This is a genomic window from Pinibacter aurantiacus (assembly GCF_019130065.1).
GTDB lineage: Bacteria > Bacteroidota > Bacteroidia > Chitinophagales > Chitinophagaceae > Pinibacter > Pinibacter aurantiacus.
Genome location: NZ_JAHSPG010000003.1, coordinates 174,696 through 190,993 on the forward strand (window position 1 = coordinate 174,696; position 16,298 = coordinate 190,993).

At 40.7% G+C, this 16,298-nt stretch carries 10 protein-coding genes and 9 tRNA genes; 13 read left to right on the forward strand and 6 right to left on the reverse strand.

The features are described from left to right. Positions 1 to 79: 79 nt before the first annotated feature. Genes KTO63_RS06530 through KTO63_RS06540 form a run of 3 tightly spaced genes read right to left on the reverse strand, consistent with a single transcriptional unit; the run spans position 80 to position 5,676 of the window. Complete coding sequence (locus KTO63_RS06530; RefSeq protein ID WP_217790440.1) at positions 80 to 3,844, reverse strand: ATP-binding protein; 3,765 nt, start codon at positions 3,842 to 3,844, stop codon at positions 80 to 82. After that, positions 3,841 to 4,623: a nucleoside triphosphate pyrophosphohydrolase gene (gene mazG / locus KTO63_RS06535; protein WP_217790441.1), complete on the reverse strand. Its 783-nt coding sequence runs from the start codon at positions 4,621 to 4,623 to the stop codon at positions 3,841 to 3,843. The genes KTO63_RS06530 and mazG overlap by 4 nt, the downstream gene beginning before the upstream one ends. A gap of 6 nt (positions 4,624 to 4,629) precedes the next feature. Further along, complete coding sequence (locus KTO63_RS06540) at positions 4,630 to 5,676, reverse strand: DUF3667 domain-containing protein (RefSeq protein ID WP_217790442.1); 1,047 nt, start codon at positions 5,674 to 5,676, stop codon at positions 4,630 to 4,632. A gap of 173 nt (positions 5,677 to 5,849) precedes the next feature. Between KTO63_RS06540 and KTO63_RS06545 the strand changes: the two genes are divergently transcribed. From KTO63_RS06545 to KTO63_RS06555, 3 genes are all read left to right on the forward strand, one after another. Continuing rightward, positions 5,850 to 6,698, forward strand: a complete 849-nt coding sequence (locus tag KTO63_RS06545) for a hypothetical protein (protein ID WP_217790443.1) — start codon at positions 5,850 to 5,852, stop codon at positions 6,696 to 6,698. Between the two features lie 92 nt (positions 6,699 to 6,790). After that, positions 6,791 to 7,957 (forward strand): sensor histidine kinase, encoded by a 1,167-nt coding sequence (locus KTO63_RS06550; protein WP_217790444.1) that lies wholly within the window; start codon positions 6,791 to 6,793, stop codon positions 7,955 to 7,957. 174 nt (positions 7,958 to 8,131) lie between these two features. After that, positions 8,132 to 8,959, forward strand: a complete 828-nt coding sequence (locus tag KTO63_RS06555; protein WP_217790445.1) for a hypothetical protein — start codon at positions 8,132 to 8,134, stop codon at positions 8,957 to 8,959. Positions 8,960 to 9,032: 73 nt separating this feature from the next. Here KTO63_RS06555 and KTO63_RS06560 read toward each other — a convergent pair whose 3' ends face one another. The 3 genes from KTO63_RS06560 to KTO63_RS06570 all read right to left on the reverse strand — a co-directional run bounded on the left by KTO63_RS06560 (position 9,033) and on the right by KTO63_RS06570 (position 11,954). After that, complete coding sequence (locus KTO63_RS06560) at positions 9,033 to 9,893, reverse strand: sialate O-acetylesterase (protein ID WP_217790446.1); 861 nt, start codon at positions 9,891 to 9,893, stop codon at positions 9,033 to 9,035. A 202-nt stretch (positions 9,894 to 10,095) separates the two neighbouring features. Beyond that, positions 10,096 to 10,181: transfer RNA gene (locus KTO63_RS06565), tRNA-Leu, on the reverse strand. Between the two features lie 87 nt (positions 10,182 to 10,268). Next, positions 10,269 to 11,954, reverse strand: coding sequence for a DNA polymerase/3'-5' exonuclease PolX (locus KTO63_RS06570; RefSeq protein WP_217790447.1), 1,686 nt, complete (start codon positions 11,952 to 11,954; stop codon positions 10,269 to 10,271). 976 nt (positions 11,955 to 12,930) lie between these two features. Between KTO63_RS06570 and KTO63_RS06575 the strand changes: the two genes are divergently transcribed. The 10 genes from KTO63_RS06575 to KTO63_RS06620 all read left to right on the forward strand — a co-directional run bounded on the left by KTO63_RS06575 (position 12,931) and on the right by KTO63_RS06620 (position 16,187). Further along, a tRNA-Pro gene (locus KTO63_RS06575) sits at positions 12,931 to 13,006 on the forward strand. Positions 13,007 to 13,246: 240 nt separating this feature from the next. After that, positions 13,247 to 13,319, forward strand: a tRNA-His gene (locus tag KTO63_RS06580). Positions 13,320 to 13,327: 8 nt separating this feature from the next. Next, a tRNA-Arg gene (locus KTO63_RS06585) sits at positions 13,328 to 13,399 on the forward strand. 21 nt (positions 13,400 to 13,420) lie between these two features. Next, positions 13,421 to 13,493, forward strand: a tRNA-Ile gene (locus KTO63_RS06590). Positions 13,494 to 13,517: 24 nt separating this feature from the next. Beyond that, positions 13,518 to 13,592 (forward strand) — tRNA-Lys (locus tag KTO63_RS06595). Between the two features lie 8 nt (positions 13,593 to 13,600). Then, positions 13,601 to 13,683, forward strand: a tRNA-Tyr gene (locus KTO63_RS06600). Between the two features lie 28 nt (positions 13,684 to 13,711). Continuing rightward, positions 13,712 to 13,799: transfer RNA gene (locus KTO63_RS06605), tRNA-Ser, on the forward strand. A 13-nt stretch (positions 13,800 to 13,812) separates the two neighbouring features. Next, a tRNA-Phe gene (locus KTO63_RS06610) sits at positions 13,813 to 13,885 on the forward strand. 27 nt (positions 13,886 to 13,912) lie between these two features. Then, complete coding sequence (locus KTO63_RS06615) at positions 13,913 to 14,398, forward strand: ribonuclease H-like YkuK family protein (protein ID WP_217790448.1); 486 nt, start codon at positions 13,913 to 13,915, stop codon at positions 14,396 to 14,398. 688 nt (positions 14,399 to 15,086) lie between these two features. Beyond that, on the forward strand, positions 15,087 to 16,187 hold the full coding sequence (locus tag KTO63_RS06620) for a slipin family protein (RefSeq protein ID WP_217790449.1): 1,101 nt from the start codon (positions 15,087 to 15,089) through the stop codon (positions 16,185 to 16,187). Positions 16,188 to 16,298: the final 111 nt, after the last annotated feature.

Here is a 16,298-nt window from a genome sequence, read left to right on the forward strand (position 1 = left end):
CTGATTTTCAAGCGGCTAAATTACAGGTTTGAAAGTCTCACCCGTCATTTTCAAATTTTCAAATCCTCAAATTTTCAAATTAGTCGACCATTCTCACTATAGGCAATTCAACAAAAAAAGTAGTACCCACGCCTTCTGACGTTTCGAACCAAATGTTTCCGCGGGCGTGCTCTGCAATGCTCTTGCTCATGGCAAGCCCCAGTCCGGTTCCGGAAGATTTAGTCGTAAAGTTTGGAATGAATATTTTGGCTCTCGTGTCCGCCGGAATGCCTTCGCCGTTGTCTTTCACTGTAATGATCACCTTGTCATCTACTATTTCTTCGTTGATGATCACTTGCGGATTTTCCTGTTTTGAACAGGCTTCAACGGCGTTCTGTAAAAGGTTTGTGAACAGGCGGTTTAGCTGTGTCTTATCCGCCAGCACATAAATTTTATTCGGTAGTAGATTTAACGATAAATCGAAGTTTTCCGTTTTCTCATATAACGAGCCAAGCGAAGACAATACGCTATTCAGATTGAACACTTCGTTTCTTACGTTTCCAATATTGGCGAACTGTGAAAAGTCCGATGCGATTTTTGAGAGGTGATCAATTTGCTCAACCAATGTCCTCGCCACATTTGCGGTGTGCTCCTTCACATTCGGCATGTTGTTGTCAATAGCCTTTTGCAGGTATTGAATACTCAGCTTCATTGGCGTAAGTGGATTCTTGATCTCATGAGCCACTTGTTTTGCCATCTCCCGCCATGCACCCTCTCTTTCACTTTTAGCAAGCGCCGCGGCACTTTCTTCAAGCTTCTTCACCATTTTGTTGTACTCCTTCACCAGCCCTCCTATTTCATTATCCCGGCTCCATGTTATTTCCTCGTTCATGGTGCCAAGATTTATTTCCTTCATCTTATTTCCGATCAGTGTAAAGTAAGAAGTGATGCGGTTTGTAATGACCAGCGCAATGATACCGGCAATTAGAAAAATGAAAGCATTAAGGTTGATGATGGTTACAAGGAAGTTTGAAATTTCCTTCTTTAACTCTGTTTGTGTATCGAAAGAAGGAATGTTCAGGTATGCATAAGCTTCGCCCTTGTCATCACGCAGCGGACAGTACACACTCTGGTAATCTACACCGCCCATTCTTTCCTGGTTTACATATTGCACAAGTTTTTTGTTGTGCACATTGTAGTATGCCAGCGGGTTCATTTTGCTGCTTAAAATTCCTTTGTTATAAATAAACGGATTCGATGAAATTTTCAAATCACCTTCCAGGCTGTAAAGGTTTATGTCAGCACCATGAATCTCAGAAACGCGTGATATCATATCTTCCAAATCTTTATCAATACCCATTTTATAAAGGCGCATGATATCGCGGAAACCTATATCACCTTTTACCCGATTCTGTATTTCGTTGTTGACGGTTTGAATTGCTTTTGTTAGTCTATCCTGCTTGGTTTGATTGTAGCGGTTAATGAAAAAGAAAATGGTTGCTATACCAATTACAAGGAACGAAAACAAACTGATGAAAATGATCGTTCCATGTATTTGCGAACGAAGACTCAACTGCCAGTATGGTTTCAAATTTTTCCATCGCAAGCCAGATTGTATAATGAGGGCGATAATGCGGAACAAAGCCACCAGCAATATGAATGCACTGAAGAGATAAGCGAATAAGGTAATCGCTTCAATGAAATAATTATTGTTCTTTGCAATGACTACGACTTTGTTGTTATCTCGGTACCATAGCTCATCATAACCATCTCTTCTTGCTTGCGTGAAATCATTCTTCGGCAGCGTACTCGAATCCAATTGCGTTGGAAACGGATAATCATTGTAATTGGTTAAAAGTTCCCTGTTGTTGTAAATCGCATAAGAGTACGAAGGCGAGTATTCGTTGGGCAGAAAATCTTTTCTCTGCTTGAACAGTTCCGGTACAAGCGCATCGCTCTTGTAAAACTTAGGATCAGAAAGCATGAAAAAATAACCAACCGTATTACCCAGCGTATCCGTTACCGTTTTCTTACTGATGTAGGAATACTTATCAAAGGCTCTCTCAAAATATCGCAGGTCATTTACGGCAGTTGGTTTTCCTTCAATCTGAAAAATCGTATTCAATGTATCATAAGAAACAGGCGCCTCATTAAAAAGCGGTTTTTCAGATTCATCAAATGTGTAAATATGATTATTGTATCGATCTAAATAAGCGCTGAAATTTTTGTTGATCAAACTATCTTTCAGATAAGCATTTGAAATGGGCATTCTGAAACGCTCAAAATTTCCGTAGAGAAAATTATTGTCAACATAAGTAAGCACAATGCTTAAAAGCCTTTCACTGGAAGGGTCCGCTTGCAATGCCAGTTTCTCTGCTGTTCGTTTGCGTTGCTCAATTTCTATTTTGGTATTTTCTTCAATGATGATGGAGGCAACCGACATGGAGAAAATAAACAGCCAGAAAATAACCTGCGAGATATTGAACCGGTTTCCCAGTTCTGAAAGAAATGTTTGCTTTTGTAGCCAGGTGTAAAACAACAACCAGATAAGCACGTAAATATTCAGCTCAACAAATGAGGTTTGCGTTACAATGCTCAAGAGGACCAGCCCTGCAATGGCAATGGAAAGATAAAGCACATAAGGCTTTCCAATACTTAGTGGTTGTACAATTTTAAGAATGACCTGCGAAAGAAAAAAGTAACCGAAAGTGATGGCGGCCAACACAACAAATCCTGCAAAACTGTATTGATTTAATATGCTGAAGAAATTCGTTACGTTAAAAGAAATCCTTGCATCAGCAATCAGGCTTTGAATAATACGGGCCACGGCAAACGTGGTGGCTACATATAAAAAAATGTTGATGATGTACAAGGGCCACTGCCAGATTGTATTTACATAGCGCATGAAATCCTTGTCACCAATTTCTCTTCGTACAAACAACACGATCCAGCAAAAAAGAAACGCGTTGATGAGCAGGTCGCCCAGAGAACTGAAGATAACGCTCGAACTGTAAATGGTTGGATCGAAAAGCATGAACTGCCGCAGGTTGAGCAATCCCGGCAACAGGTAAACAATTCCGCGTAAAATGAGGATGACCAACAACAGAAAACCGATACCTGTTTTGTAATCGTATTTATTGGAAATGCTATGCGCTGCATTGTTTATAAAGAACATGAGAAACGCAATGCCAATAAGCATGAATGTAAGCGAAAGCCAGTTGTTATTGTTTACAGGATGCGTGTTTCGTTTTGCTTCCAGGTAAAACAACACATTGCCGTTTTGAGAATAAACTGGATAATCCGTTTGATATGTTATGAGTGAAACTTTCTTCTCCGCTTCCGGAAAGCCTTCTATTTCCCTTGCCAGGTTATTGTTTTCAATAAAGTATTCTTTTCTTATTGGAATCAGTGCTGCGATGATCAATGGCTTTCCATCATAAACAGATCGTGTCTTAATAAACTCGTACTGGCCGTTGCTAAGTTTTACAAACGACGTTGTATCTGTTCCTGATAACAGATCTCTGTCCGGAATAGCAGTTTGCGTATTCCAAAACCGTAGTTCCGGCTCATTGAATTCATTCAACGTGAAAAGGTAAATACCAAACGGTTTGTCAACGATATCATTGATCGTTTTTTCGGAAGGGTTTTCGCCCAGTAGTTCCTGCTGCAATGCTTTATCGTTCGTAAACTCCTGAACGTCGTCTTCAATTTTATGCAAACGTCTTTCAATACCATTGCGCAGTTTTTCTACGGAAGAATAAGAAACCCAATAGTTGTTAATGATAAATGCAATAGTGAACAGCCATGCGGCGGCTAATATGAAGTAGGCATTACGTTTTAGAATTTCGGAAATAAAACTTCTCAAGATGATTCCTTTTTCTTTTTAACAGTGTTCCAAAGGGCATCCATTTCCTGCAGGGTCATATCGTGCAGTTGTTTGCCTTGCTCTGAAGCAATATCTTCCATTTGTGTGAAGCGCTGTATGAACTTCTTATTGGTCCTTTCAAGCGCATTTTCAGCATCTATTTGCAAAAACCGTGCGTAATTGATCAACGAAAACACTACGTCCCCAAACTCGTCTTCTATCCTGTCCTTGTCATTTTCTTTTACTACTTCCTGTAGTTCCTGAAGCTCTTCCTGCACCTTATCCCACACCTGCTCTTTATTGTCCCATTCAAAGCCTACCTGCTTTGCTTTCTCCTGCAATCGCATCGCTTTTACAGTAGCCGGCAAGGATTTGGGAACCCCGCTCAATACTGACTTTTTGCCTTCTTTAAGCTTCAGCTTTTCCCAATTCTTTTTAACATCTTCCTCGTCATTCACCTGTACATCTCCGTAAATATGCGGGTGGCGGAAAATCAGTTTTTCAGAAATACCATCGATCACTTCTGTTAAAGTAAACTGCTGTTGTTCCTTACCAATTTTTGAGTAGAACAGGATGTGCAGCAACAAGTCGCCCAGCTCCTCCTTTATTCCCTTCCAACTCTCGTCAGTAATCGCGTCTGTAAGTTCAAAAGTCTCTTCGATGGTTTGCTGGCGCAGCGTTTGAATCGTTTGCTTGCGATCCCAGGGGCATTTTTCCCTTAGGTCATCCATGATCTGCACTAATTTTAAAAAACTCGCCGACAAATTTTCCTGTTCCATAAAAAATTAAATTACGTATACTGAAAAAGCAAAGAAAATTGTAAAAAGGAATAGCAGTGATACCGAAGTTAATATATTGAATATAAGAAATTTAACGATCGTTTTACGCCTTCCCTGGTCATAAAAATTTCGCATGGACCTGTATGCGTAGTAAACACCTCCCAGAAACATCAAAATCAGGATATACGATAACCAGGAAAAATGCGCAAACCCTGAAATTCTTGACAAGGTAAAGAATACGAGCAAAAAGATAAACGTGAAAATGTACAGATAGATGAGGAAAATGCCATGATCTGCGAAATAAAATTGTTTGTTCCGCGCATACAGCAATTTTAAAAACAATGCATACAATGGCAGCGAAACGAACAACATATATGGTAGTGAATGGAAAAATTTCTCAAGCAGATCATCTATAAGCTCATTACCTCCGCCACCTTCAGGCCTGTCGTATTTTTTGTGCAACGCTATCATACGATGCACATATAGTCTTTTTAGAATCCCATCTCTTTTCTCCTTAGGAAGCGACTTCTGGTATCTGTCATATTCCTCTCTATCTGTAAACTCCTGCCCGTCGCCACTGATACTTATCTTATTGGCTGAATCAATAATAATGGGTATGTTCTTCGTGAGCTCCTTCGATTTGGCCAGCCCAATTGAATCCTCAGCGTCCATCGTATCGGCATTTCTCGCAACTTCTTTAGCTTCCTTTTTACGCTCTTTGCCTGGATGAATGCCCGGTTTAAAAAAAGCAAAAAACAGGAAAAAGAATATTGCTGAAGTGAACACATACATTCTGATGGGATTCAGGTATGAGGCTCGGCGCCCCTTCATGTATTCTTTAGCCAGGAAACCGGGCTTCTTAAACAGCATCACTAAGCTGCTGAAAAACTTGCCATCGAAATGTGTAATGTCATTAAAGAAATGCATTAACAAATGGCCGAAAGATTCCTTTGGTTCTATATTTTCCTGACCGCAAACGTGACAGTAGCGGCCAATTACCTCAGTTTCGCAGTTAAGACAGTTTTTTTCTTTTCGTTGGTGAAAATGTGACACGGGTTAAATTTCGCTAAAAATAAATACAAATTTGATTGATCAGCATGTATTCAGACGAAAGAGTGGGTATATTTTAGCAAATAAACTATTACTTTGCTTTTCCGGTGAAAACATCCGTACGGGCGAATTACACTCGCCCTCTTAATGAATTGTTTTATTTAAAATTTTGAAGATTGAAAAGCATACCTAAGTTTTTAACGTGCCTTGCCCTCGTACTTGTTTCGCTCTGTGTGAACGCACAATATTATTACAAGGATATAATTACCACTCAGCAGGTGAGCAATAACTATCATCTTATGAAAAAGGCAAACGTTGCCACTGTGGTTCTTAAAAGTTTCATTCAAAATAATGAGGTGACTGAAGGATTCGATTGTAATCAAAAAGTTTCAGCGGCACAAGACAAAGTAATTACCTATACTAAAACGACGGATGCCGGCGAGTCATTTTTCACCGCATTTTACAATAAAAATGATTTGCTGATCGAAACAATCGACAGCTCCTCACACCTTGTGTCTACCACGGATTACAGCTACGATGCCTCAAACCGGTTGACAGGTATTAAAAGCTCCAGCCAGGCGGCAAATATTGTAAACGTTGAGGTACATACATGGCAATACAATGAAAAAGGCAACCCGGTTTCTATGCTAAGAGTTCGCAACGGAGCGGATACCACCTGGATTACTTATGTATTGGACGACAAAGGAAATCCAACAGAAGAGCATGCAAAAAGAAATGTAGCCATTCCACAACCTACAGTATTTTACTATTACGACGATAATCACAGGCTTACCGATGTAGTGAGATACAACCAGAAAGCAAAGCGTATGTTGCCTGATTATATGTTTGAGTACGATGAATCGAACAAAATTTCTGTAATGACCGTTGTTCCGGAAGGCAGCAACGATTATCAGAAATGGTATTACAAATACGATGAGGACGGTTTAAAAGCCGCCGATTTCTGTTATAACAAGAAAAACGAATTGCAGGGAAAGATCCTGTATGATTATACATACACGAAATAATATTTTGGTACCGTAGGGGCGAATCGCATTCGCCCTGTAACACCCAACCAATGCAAGAATGCTGGCACAGTGCCGGCACACAAATAAAATAAATGTTTGCATCATTATTCAATTGGAGAAGCCTGCTGGCATTGCTTGGAATCGCTATCATCAGCGGAACGATATTCTATTCGCAATACCTTGGCTCTAAAATTGCGAAGGATGAAAAACAAAAAGTAATGCAGTGGGTGGAGGCGAGCAAAGCAGTAGTGCAAAACCCCGGCATGGATTTTTCACTACCGAATATGATCAGGAATGAGCAAACGGACATTCCCATCATTGAAACGAATGAACGCGACAGCATCGTAAATTTCATAAACATCGACAGTGCCAGCGTTGCCCACGATCCAAAATTTCTTTCCAAAAAATTAAAAGAGTTCAGCAAATCCAATGACCCGCTCCTCATCATCTTAAGCCAGGACCCATTTATTGCCAACAAATATTACTACGGCAACACAAAACTGCTGAACGAAGTAAAGTACTATCCGCTGATCCAGCTTTTGATCGTTATTGTCTTCCTTGTTCTCATACTAACACTGATAAATATTCGAAACAAATCCACGCAAAACCAGGTTTGGGCAGGGATGGCCAAAGAAACGGCGCACCAGTTGGGAACGCCTCTTTCTTCATTGCAAGCCTGGTTGGAAATGTTGAAGGAAGATAACTCCAGCGAAAACATTGTAAAGGAAATGGAAAAGGATGTGAGCCGTTTAAAGCTCGTATCTGACAGGTTCAGCAAAATTGGCAGCACACCAAAACTTGAAAGCAGCAACGTGATATACCAGGTGCAGGCAATGGTGGAATACATGAAAAAACGAGCACCCGGCAGAGTTGATTTTTCCGTGCAAACGCATGACCGCGACGTTTTGAATGCCATGATCTCTCCTCCTTTGTTTGACTGGGTAATTGAAAACCTGCTAAAAAATGCTTTGGATGCGATGGAGGGAAAAGGAAAAATTTCTGCCGATATACAGGACCACGTCGATGAAATTGTTGTGGACATTTCAGATACTGGAAAAGGAATTTCTTCCGCCAATCTTGCCAAAATATTCAAGCCGGGATTCACGACCAAAAAACGTGGCTGGGGCCTTGGGCTTAGCCTTGCCAAAAGAATCATAGATCAATATCACCAGGGAGAATTATTTGTAAAAAACTCAGAAATTGGCAAAGGCACCACATTTAGAATTGTGCTGAAGAAAGAGATTAAACCGGAGCGATAACTGAATATCTGGGTGCGTAATTTTTTTGATTCGGGAATTTCAAGAATGTGCATTATTTGAAAATTCTATTCGTGCAACTTTTATTTTCAGACTAACGCTCCAGATATCCGGAAGGACGCACCAAAAGCATTTTCAAATTTTCAAATCCTCAAATTTTCAAATTGGATGCGAGTAATGAAACAACTGCTCACCACCTTGCTTTCCTTTGCCCTGCTTTCTACTCAGGCACAATATTCCGGAATGACCCCGGTTAAGTTTTCTGCAACCTTACAAGGTTTGGTCAGACTACCGGCCAGCTACAATCAATTGCGTGCAAAAAAGTATCCGGTGATATTTCACTTCTGTGGAAATAATGAAACCGCAGACAAAGGTGGATTAGTCCTTCTTATGAATGCCGGCTTCGGCAGGCAGGTTGCATTGAATCGCATACAGGGAACAATTGCTGATAGCATCATTCATGTTGTTGTGCAAAGCCCGTCGTCAGGAGCAATCGCGCAACCAAACTTAAGCAACCAGGTATTTGATTACATTTTCGCAAATTACCGTTGTGATCTTTCTACAGACGCAAACTGCAAATACAAATTTGTAGCGCTGATTGGGCTGAGCCAGGGTGCAAGCGACGTATGGGATATTGCCAGTTGGGATAATTCGGTAACGACTTATGGTGTCTCCAAATATTCCACAAAAATTAAAAAGGTGTGGTTGGTTAGTATTCCGGTGAAGTTCCCTTCTGCCGCAACATATCAACGGGTTAAAGGCGATGTGTTTCACTTTGTTCACGGTGACAATGATCAACAAGGTTGTTGTGCTTTATGGCCCGCAAGGGACCAAAACAAGGCATTGAACGCAAATGGATCAATCAGTACAATAGATGTGAAAAAAGGCGGCGGCCACGACAACACCACCTGGGATGCTGCATGGTCCGCTTCAGGCCGGGACACTGTCACAAATATTTATCGTTTGGTAACGAATGGATGGATTACGGGTCTGAAGAGAGATTAAAAACGAACTACAATTAAAAACAAAGGCCCACAATCTTCCGATTATGGGCACTTTCGTTTGAAAAAAATTTCTATTATTTAATGTCTTTCAATACCGCGTATACTTTGTTTCCGAAATTCATAATTGCATTGTAATCGAAATGATATGGATCCTGCAATGTTTCATTGCTAAGATCAATCAGGTGAATATTACTGTCGGTCTCCGCCAGTTTCTTCTGAGATGCCTCAACCACTCCACTGAATTGTGCGCTCTTATGACTTATGCTGCCGAGGATAATTGGCAAATTTTGATTTCCGCTATACAAACGTATCTGTTCAAAAATTGCTTTTGTATTTTCAAAATACTGAGCATCAAATGGGGGTTGATAATCACCCTCACCCTGATGCCATAAAAGAGCTTTAAATCTAACAGTTTTCTTATGCGCAGCCAGTTGTTCAACACAATCCTGAATTTCTTTCTTGAACTCTTCAAGCAGAATTGGCTTACTCATAGTATCAGAAACAGGATAGTGCCAGCTGCCAGTGGTCCCGGGTGTTTTTGCGGCCACACTGGTATTTCCTTTGGTTCGTTTAATGATATAAATATTCTTGTTTTCTTTTCGCTGAAGTTGTTTTAGAGCAATAATATCAAACGAAAAGGCATTGCTATTTTTAACGTCCGAGCCACTTAAATATTCAGATCCCGGTCCTAATTGATAGGTTCCAAATTCTTTTTGTTTGCGTTCCCATACATAAACGCTGTCAACTTTTTTATTCTTGACAAAATCCGGGTATTGGGAAAATACACGACCGTCGGCGTTACTTTGACCTCCTACCAAATAAACGTCTATTGTGTCTTCAGGAATTTGGGATGAGGGAACATAGTGTCGATTGGAGAACCAGTTGCAGGAACATAACAACACTGCACTACTAACGATGATGGTTATGCGTTTCATTAAGGAGGTTTTGTTGGTTAGTTGTTATTGAGGCGCGAAATCTATTTTTTCCAGTAGCTTAAACAATAAGCACCCATTTGATATTCAATTGCAACAGAAAAACCGTGTTTTTACCGAGACTTATTGATTTCCTCTTTTCTGGAATGAGACGATAAACTTAAAACCAAAGGCCCACAATCTTTCGATAATGGGCCTTTTTTTGTGCGGAAGAGGAGATTCGAACTCCCACGCCCGGTAAAAGGCGCTACCACCTCAAAGTAGTGCGTCTACCAATTTCGCCACCTCCGCAAGGGAGTGCAAATATAGGGGCTAATTGCGAAATCAATACAGATCACGAACTTTTTTTGTCGCAAGCCATAATAGCTTCATTTCATATTAAATTTTCTTTGCTATCCTTCTGTCACTCAGGAACTTCTCAAATTCCGCAAGGCTATAGCTGCTGAGGTTTTTATCCTTTGTCAACCCGCCTTTTTGGGCAGCCAGCACACCATACTTTACATCGTGGAATCCATCGATGCTATGTGCATCCGGATCTATGGAAATGATCGCGCCCTGGGCAATTGCATCATCGATAAAACTCCAGTCGATATCCAGCCTTCTCGGGTGGGCGTTCAGCTCAATAACCACATTGTTCTCCACACAGGCCTTAATGATCTCCTTATGGTCGACAGGATAGCCCTTACGGCTCAGCAACAGCCTTCCTGTCATGTGACCAAGGATGGTAGTGTAAGGATTTCTGATCGCATTCAATAGCCTCATCATCGCTTTATCCTCCGGCATGGTCAGATTCTGGTGAACAGAACCGATAACCAAATCAAATGTAGCCAGGATCTCGTTGCTATAATCCAGCGACCCATCATTCAGAATATCACTCTCAATACTTTTGAAGATCTTGAACGGATGCAACTTAGCATTCAATTCATCGATGTATAAGTGTTGCTCACGAACTCTTTCTTCCTGCAAACCTTTTGCATAAGCCGCCGTTTTACTGTGATCGCTTATAACAAGATATTCGAACCCTTGTGCGATACAGGCCTTCGCCATCTCTTCAACCGTGTTTACGCCATCGCTCCAATTACTATGATTGTGAATAATTCCTTTGATATCTGATACATGAATGATGTCACTAAAATCTTTTTGTTTTGCTCTTTCAATAAACGCAGTTGTATCTCTCAAATATGCCGGTACGAAATTGAAATGAATGGACTTGAAAATATCATTTTCTGATTCCACCTTGTTAGATGCTGACCATCCATTTTCTTTTTGCAAAGCTTCATAAAACTCAGGTGCAGAGCTAGTTTCAAGCAACTTGTAATAAAAGTTATCTGCCGTGGCAATGTAAAAAACAAGCAAAATATTTTCTGGTCCTTTTACCGCGATCATTTCCTGGCTAACTTCTTCTACAACAAAATTTTGTTGCGAAAAAAAATCACTGATAAAGTCGATGCTCTTCGTTGTAACAAATTCAAGTTTACTAATGATCGTATTTTGTCTGCGGAAATCGCCTGTAATTTCAATAAGATCATCACCAAAAGCATTCGCTAATCCTGCCAGTAATTGATGCGCATAACCTTCAATTTGCGCGTACAAATAGCTACCAACATGTCTCAGGAAAAACTCGATGTTTTCCTGTACACTTTTTTGCGTTTTTTCACCAAACCCTTTGTAAAGCGTCAACCTGTTTTCGTTACATGCATACAGCAATTCACCGACAGATTCAATACCCATTTCCTTCCAGATAGTAGATATTTTTTTGGGGCCCAGTCCTTTAATGTTCAACAGATCCAAAATGCCCGGAGGTGTTTTCAGAAGCATATCTTCCAAAGCCTGTAATTTACCAGTATCAAGGATTTCAATGATTTTTCTTCCTGTTGATTCACCAATACCTTTCAATGTAAAAAGTTTATCTGGCGATATCTCGTGCAATGGTGTGGTGATCTTCTCTATGTTGAAAGCAGCAACGCTATATGATTTTGATTTGAAACTATTTTCTCCATGAATATCCATGAGTTTGGACAGCAAAGAAAACTGATCAGCAATGGCATAATTATCAAGCGGCATAAATGGCTGTTTAGAGTGTGAAGATAGAGAGAAAATAACTGAATAATTGATTAACTGAATAACTGAAATTGAAGAGAAATTACTGTTGCTCTCCGAAGCTTTCAGCTCCGAAGTTCTATTCTATCGCTTCCCGTGATAATGCACCTTTTCAAAAGCAAAAGAGCCAAATAAAAAAGCTGCAAGTCCCGCTCTTTTTAGCACTATGACTGCACATCATATTTTTAAAAAATTTTATCACCTCCAAAACCCTTTACTGTAAAGCATTTCAACAGATTCAACTTTTCGTTTTTCAATAACAAATAAAAAAAAGTTCAGAAAAAATTTGGAGTGATTAAAAAAATATTCCAACCTTTGCACTGCAAACAATTAACAAACATGTCACGAATAGTTTTACATACACAACTACAAAAAACGTTTAGCCCGGAGAGTGGCTATATCGTTTACGGGGCATGTATTGCTGCAGATTAGTGAATAACAAAATCGCTCAAATATACGCCCCGCCCATAAAGCGGGGCTTTTTTATGTGCAACTTTCAGACAAAGAGCTGTTCACGAGAAAAATAAAGTTTAAAAAAAATGAAACTAGAAATACGATATATACGATTTACAATTTTCGCACCGAAAGGATTAATGCTGCATTCACATTGTCACGTTGATATACAACCGCAAAATAACATTGTGGCGAAAGAATGTGAAAGTCAGAAATATCATCATCGACCGGATTGTGTCCATACGTAGGCATATAGTGTGCCTGCTAAACGGAAGCCCGGTCGCAAAAAACGACCGGGCTTTTTGTTTTAAGTCGAACGCAGATTTTCGTGATTGTCAAGATTGGATATGATTTTAAAAAATCAATAACCAATGTGGGGCATAAAAGAATGAAGAACACTTTCTTCAAAATCTTAACAAATCATGAAAAACATAAAAATCTGCCTGCCCGACTAAAGCGCAGCAGGCAGGCGTTCCGTTCCAAAAATATAGCAGCATTCCAATTGGTTGGATACTTCATTTGGATTGAAGAGGTTGCTGGTTCGAGTCCAGCCTGCTATACCACATCGGTCTGTTCGTCTAATGGTTGAGGATATCAAGCTTTCTACTTGAGGATACCGGTTCCCTGCCCGACGAATGTCATTCAGGCGGGGACTCCGGTGCAGACTGCAAAGATTATTGGGTGGTGCAATGGTTAGCATTTCAGAATTTGACTCTGAAGATGTTGGTTCCCTGCCCGACTAACGTTCACGGGTGATCTGCATTTAAGTGAGCAGGCGGGGAATCCAACCCCGATAACAAAATGTTGGCTTTAGCTTATCTGGTAAAGTGCCACACTGTGAATGTGGAGAACAGGGTTCGAGTCCCGGAGTCAACCAACAAAACTGGCTTATAGTTCAACGGATAGAACACTTCGCTACGAACGAAGTGATACAAGTTCGATTCTTGTTAAGCCAACAGTAACAGTTAGATGAAGATTGACCCGTAGCTCAATGGTGAGAGCAGGAACCTTATACGTTCAAGGTTATCGGTTCGAGTCCGATCGGGTCAACACAAACAACTGCTCTATAAAAATTGGTTCGTAACTCTATTGGATCAGAGTACCGGTCTTTTACACCGGGAGTTCAGGGTTCGAGTCCCTGCGGGCCAACAAACAATGTGAGTGCGACGAAGCTGGAGAGTCGTAGCTGTCTGTAAAACCGCTGCCCCGGGCTGAGCAGGTTCGAATTCTGTCACTCACACTATGAACTAGGTTGGCATTTATTAACAGGAGAATTGACAGAGCAGGTAATGTGCGGGTTTGCTACACCCAGGCTATCGCTCCGGCGATACAAAGGTTCGATTCCTTTATTCTCCGCAATAAAAACAAAGGTGTTTTGGCAGAGCAGGTCTATGCACCGGAATGAAAATCCGGCAAAGAAGGTTCGATTCCTTCAGGCACCGCTATGCAGCATTATAAAACATAAAGCAATGGAACAGCAACAACAATGGCGGAAATTAAACGGTCAGCGGATCACAGGACCCATCACAGATCAGGTAGCCAAAGTATTGGCTCGCGAATATGAAGCAGGCAACGAACTTAAAGTATGCATTGGCACCGATAGCCAGGTGAAGGGTAAGGCAACCGAATTTGCAACCGTAATCGTTTTCATCAGAAAAGGTAAAGGTGGTTTCATGTTTATACGCAACGACATCACTACTCAGCAAATGCGCATCAAACAAAGAATGCTTGTGGAAGTAGCGAAGAGTATTGAAGTAGCCTATGAGCTTAGCAACACCTTCTCAAGATATGGAGTAAGTATGGAGGTGCATGCGGATATCAACACGAACCCTGGCTTTAAAAGTAATGATGCTTTGAAAGAAGCAATGGGCTACATAACAGGAATGGGCTTTGCCTTCAAAGCAAAACCTGAAGCCTTCGCGAGCTCCAGCTGTGCCAATAAAATTGTGCATTGAGAAAAATTGAAAAAATTTCACTGCGTATATACACTGCACAGTTGCATGTAAGCTTTGTATAGTGAAACAAAAACAAACAAATTACAATTCACCTTAAGTGATATAAAAAGCTTGCTTAACAGCAAGAAGGAAACATGCATGTTATCAGCAAACCGGATGAATGTTTCAAAGGAACATTATAGTGCAGCGGTAGTAACCGGCTGTATGCTGTTGCGGTAATACGTATTTTCCTCCAGACACTGTGTGTCACGGGTTCGATTCCCGTCTGGACTATAGGTTCAGTAGCTCAGTTTGGTTAGAGCAACAGCACATCGTAGGTTCGAATCCTACTCCGTTCAAAACGGATAGCCAAGTGGTAAGGCAAAGCACCAAGGATGCTTGAAAGCGAAGTACACCGCTTCTTAAAAAATGGTGACTTTACTTAAAGAGCAGATTGCTTTTCGGCGATGTTGAACATTAAAAAAAACGTAACCCTTGTTCCCAATGTCAACAGCGCAACCAGATTATAGCTTGTGTATTATTCAAGCGTATTAAGCCGCTTGAGACTTTTATCAATTGCTGATTATAGCAATTCAAATAAAACTTTCACGCTCAATAGTTCAACCGGTAATACCCGCTATGATAAGGTGAAAGGCAATCTGAACTTTAATAGCATAACTTAATTTAAAACAGTAAGAAAAATAAGAAGATGAAAAGAGTAAAAGTAAATGCCTATCAAGTGGGTTTGGTATTTAAGGATGGCGTTTATCAGCGAATGCTGAAAGAAGGCAGCTACTGGTTTTGGAATGGCCAAACTATTCAGCTGTATGATTTGGCTAAGCCATTCAACGCGCCAATTGAATTGAACATCTTGTTGAAAGATGCAGCACTTGCCGAGGCATTGGAAGTTGTAGAAGTAAAGGACAAAGAGATCGTACTGCAATATGAAAACGGCCTGCTGAAACAAGTTCTGACTTCCGGTCGCTATGCATTCTGGAAAGGCGTTATGGAATATAATTTCGTTCGTGCGGACATCAGCAAAGTAGACATCACTGAACCTATTGAACTGGATGTATTGCTGAGCAAGCATGTAGCACCTTTCGTGAGAAGTGCAAGTGTAGAGCAATATGAAAAAGCAGTGTTGTTTGTAAATGGCTCATTCTCTAAAATATTGCAAGGTGGTGCTTACTACTGGTGGAAAAACGCCACTGCAGTTAGCGTCAGCAGAGTAGATGTTCGCCAGCAACAATTGGAGATCAACGGCCAGGAGATTCTGACAAAAGACAAAGCGGCCCTGCGTATCAACGCCTGGGCACAATACAAAGTAACCGATATTGAAAAAGCTTTGCTGCAGAACAAAGAGTACGACAAACAATTGTACGTTGCTTTTCAATTGGCACTACGTGAATATGTTGCAGGTTTTGCGTTTGATGATTTGCTGGATAAGAAAGAAAACATTGCCGACTATGTAATGCAGCGCGTTGAAAAAGATGCACAGGCTTTGGGTGTAGCAGTGATTGGCTTCGGTATCCGCGATATCATACTGCCTGGCGATGTTAAAGAAATCATGAGCCAGGTGCTGATTGCTGAAAAGAAAGCGCAGGCAAATACTATCATGCGTCGGGAAGAAACAGCCAGCGTGCGAAGCATGTTGAACACTGCGAAGCTGATGGAAGAAAACACTATGTTGTGGAAATTGAAAGAGATGGAATATGTAGAAAAGATCGCCGACAAAATCAGCAACATCAGTGTAAGTGGAAACGGCGTACTGACAGAACAATTGAAAGAAATCTTCGTTCCGAAAAAATAATCGACATCCGGTATAGCACCGGATGTTTTTTTAGGCACACGGATGACACGGATTAGACGGATTTACACGGATCAATAACTGAATAACCGAGTAACTGAATAACGGAAATAC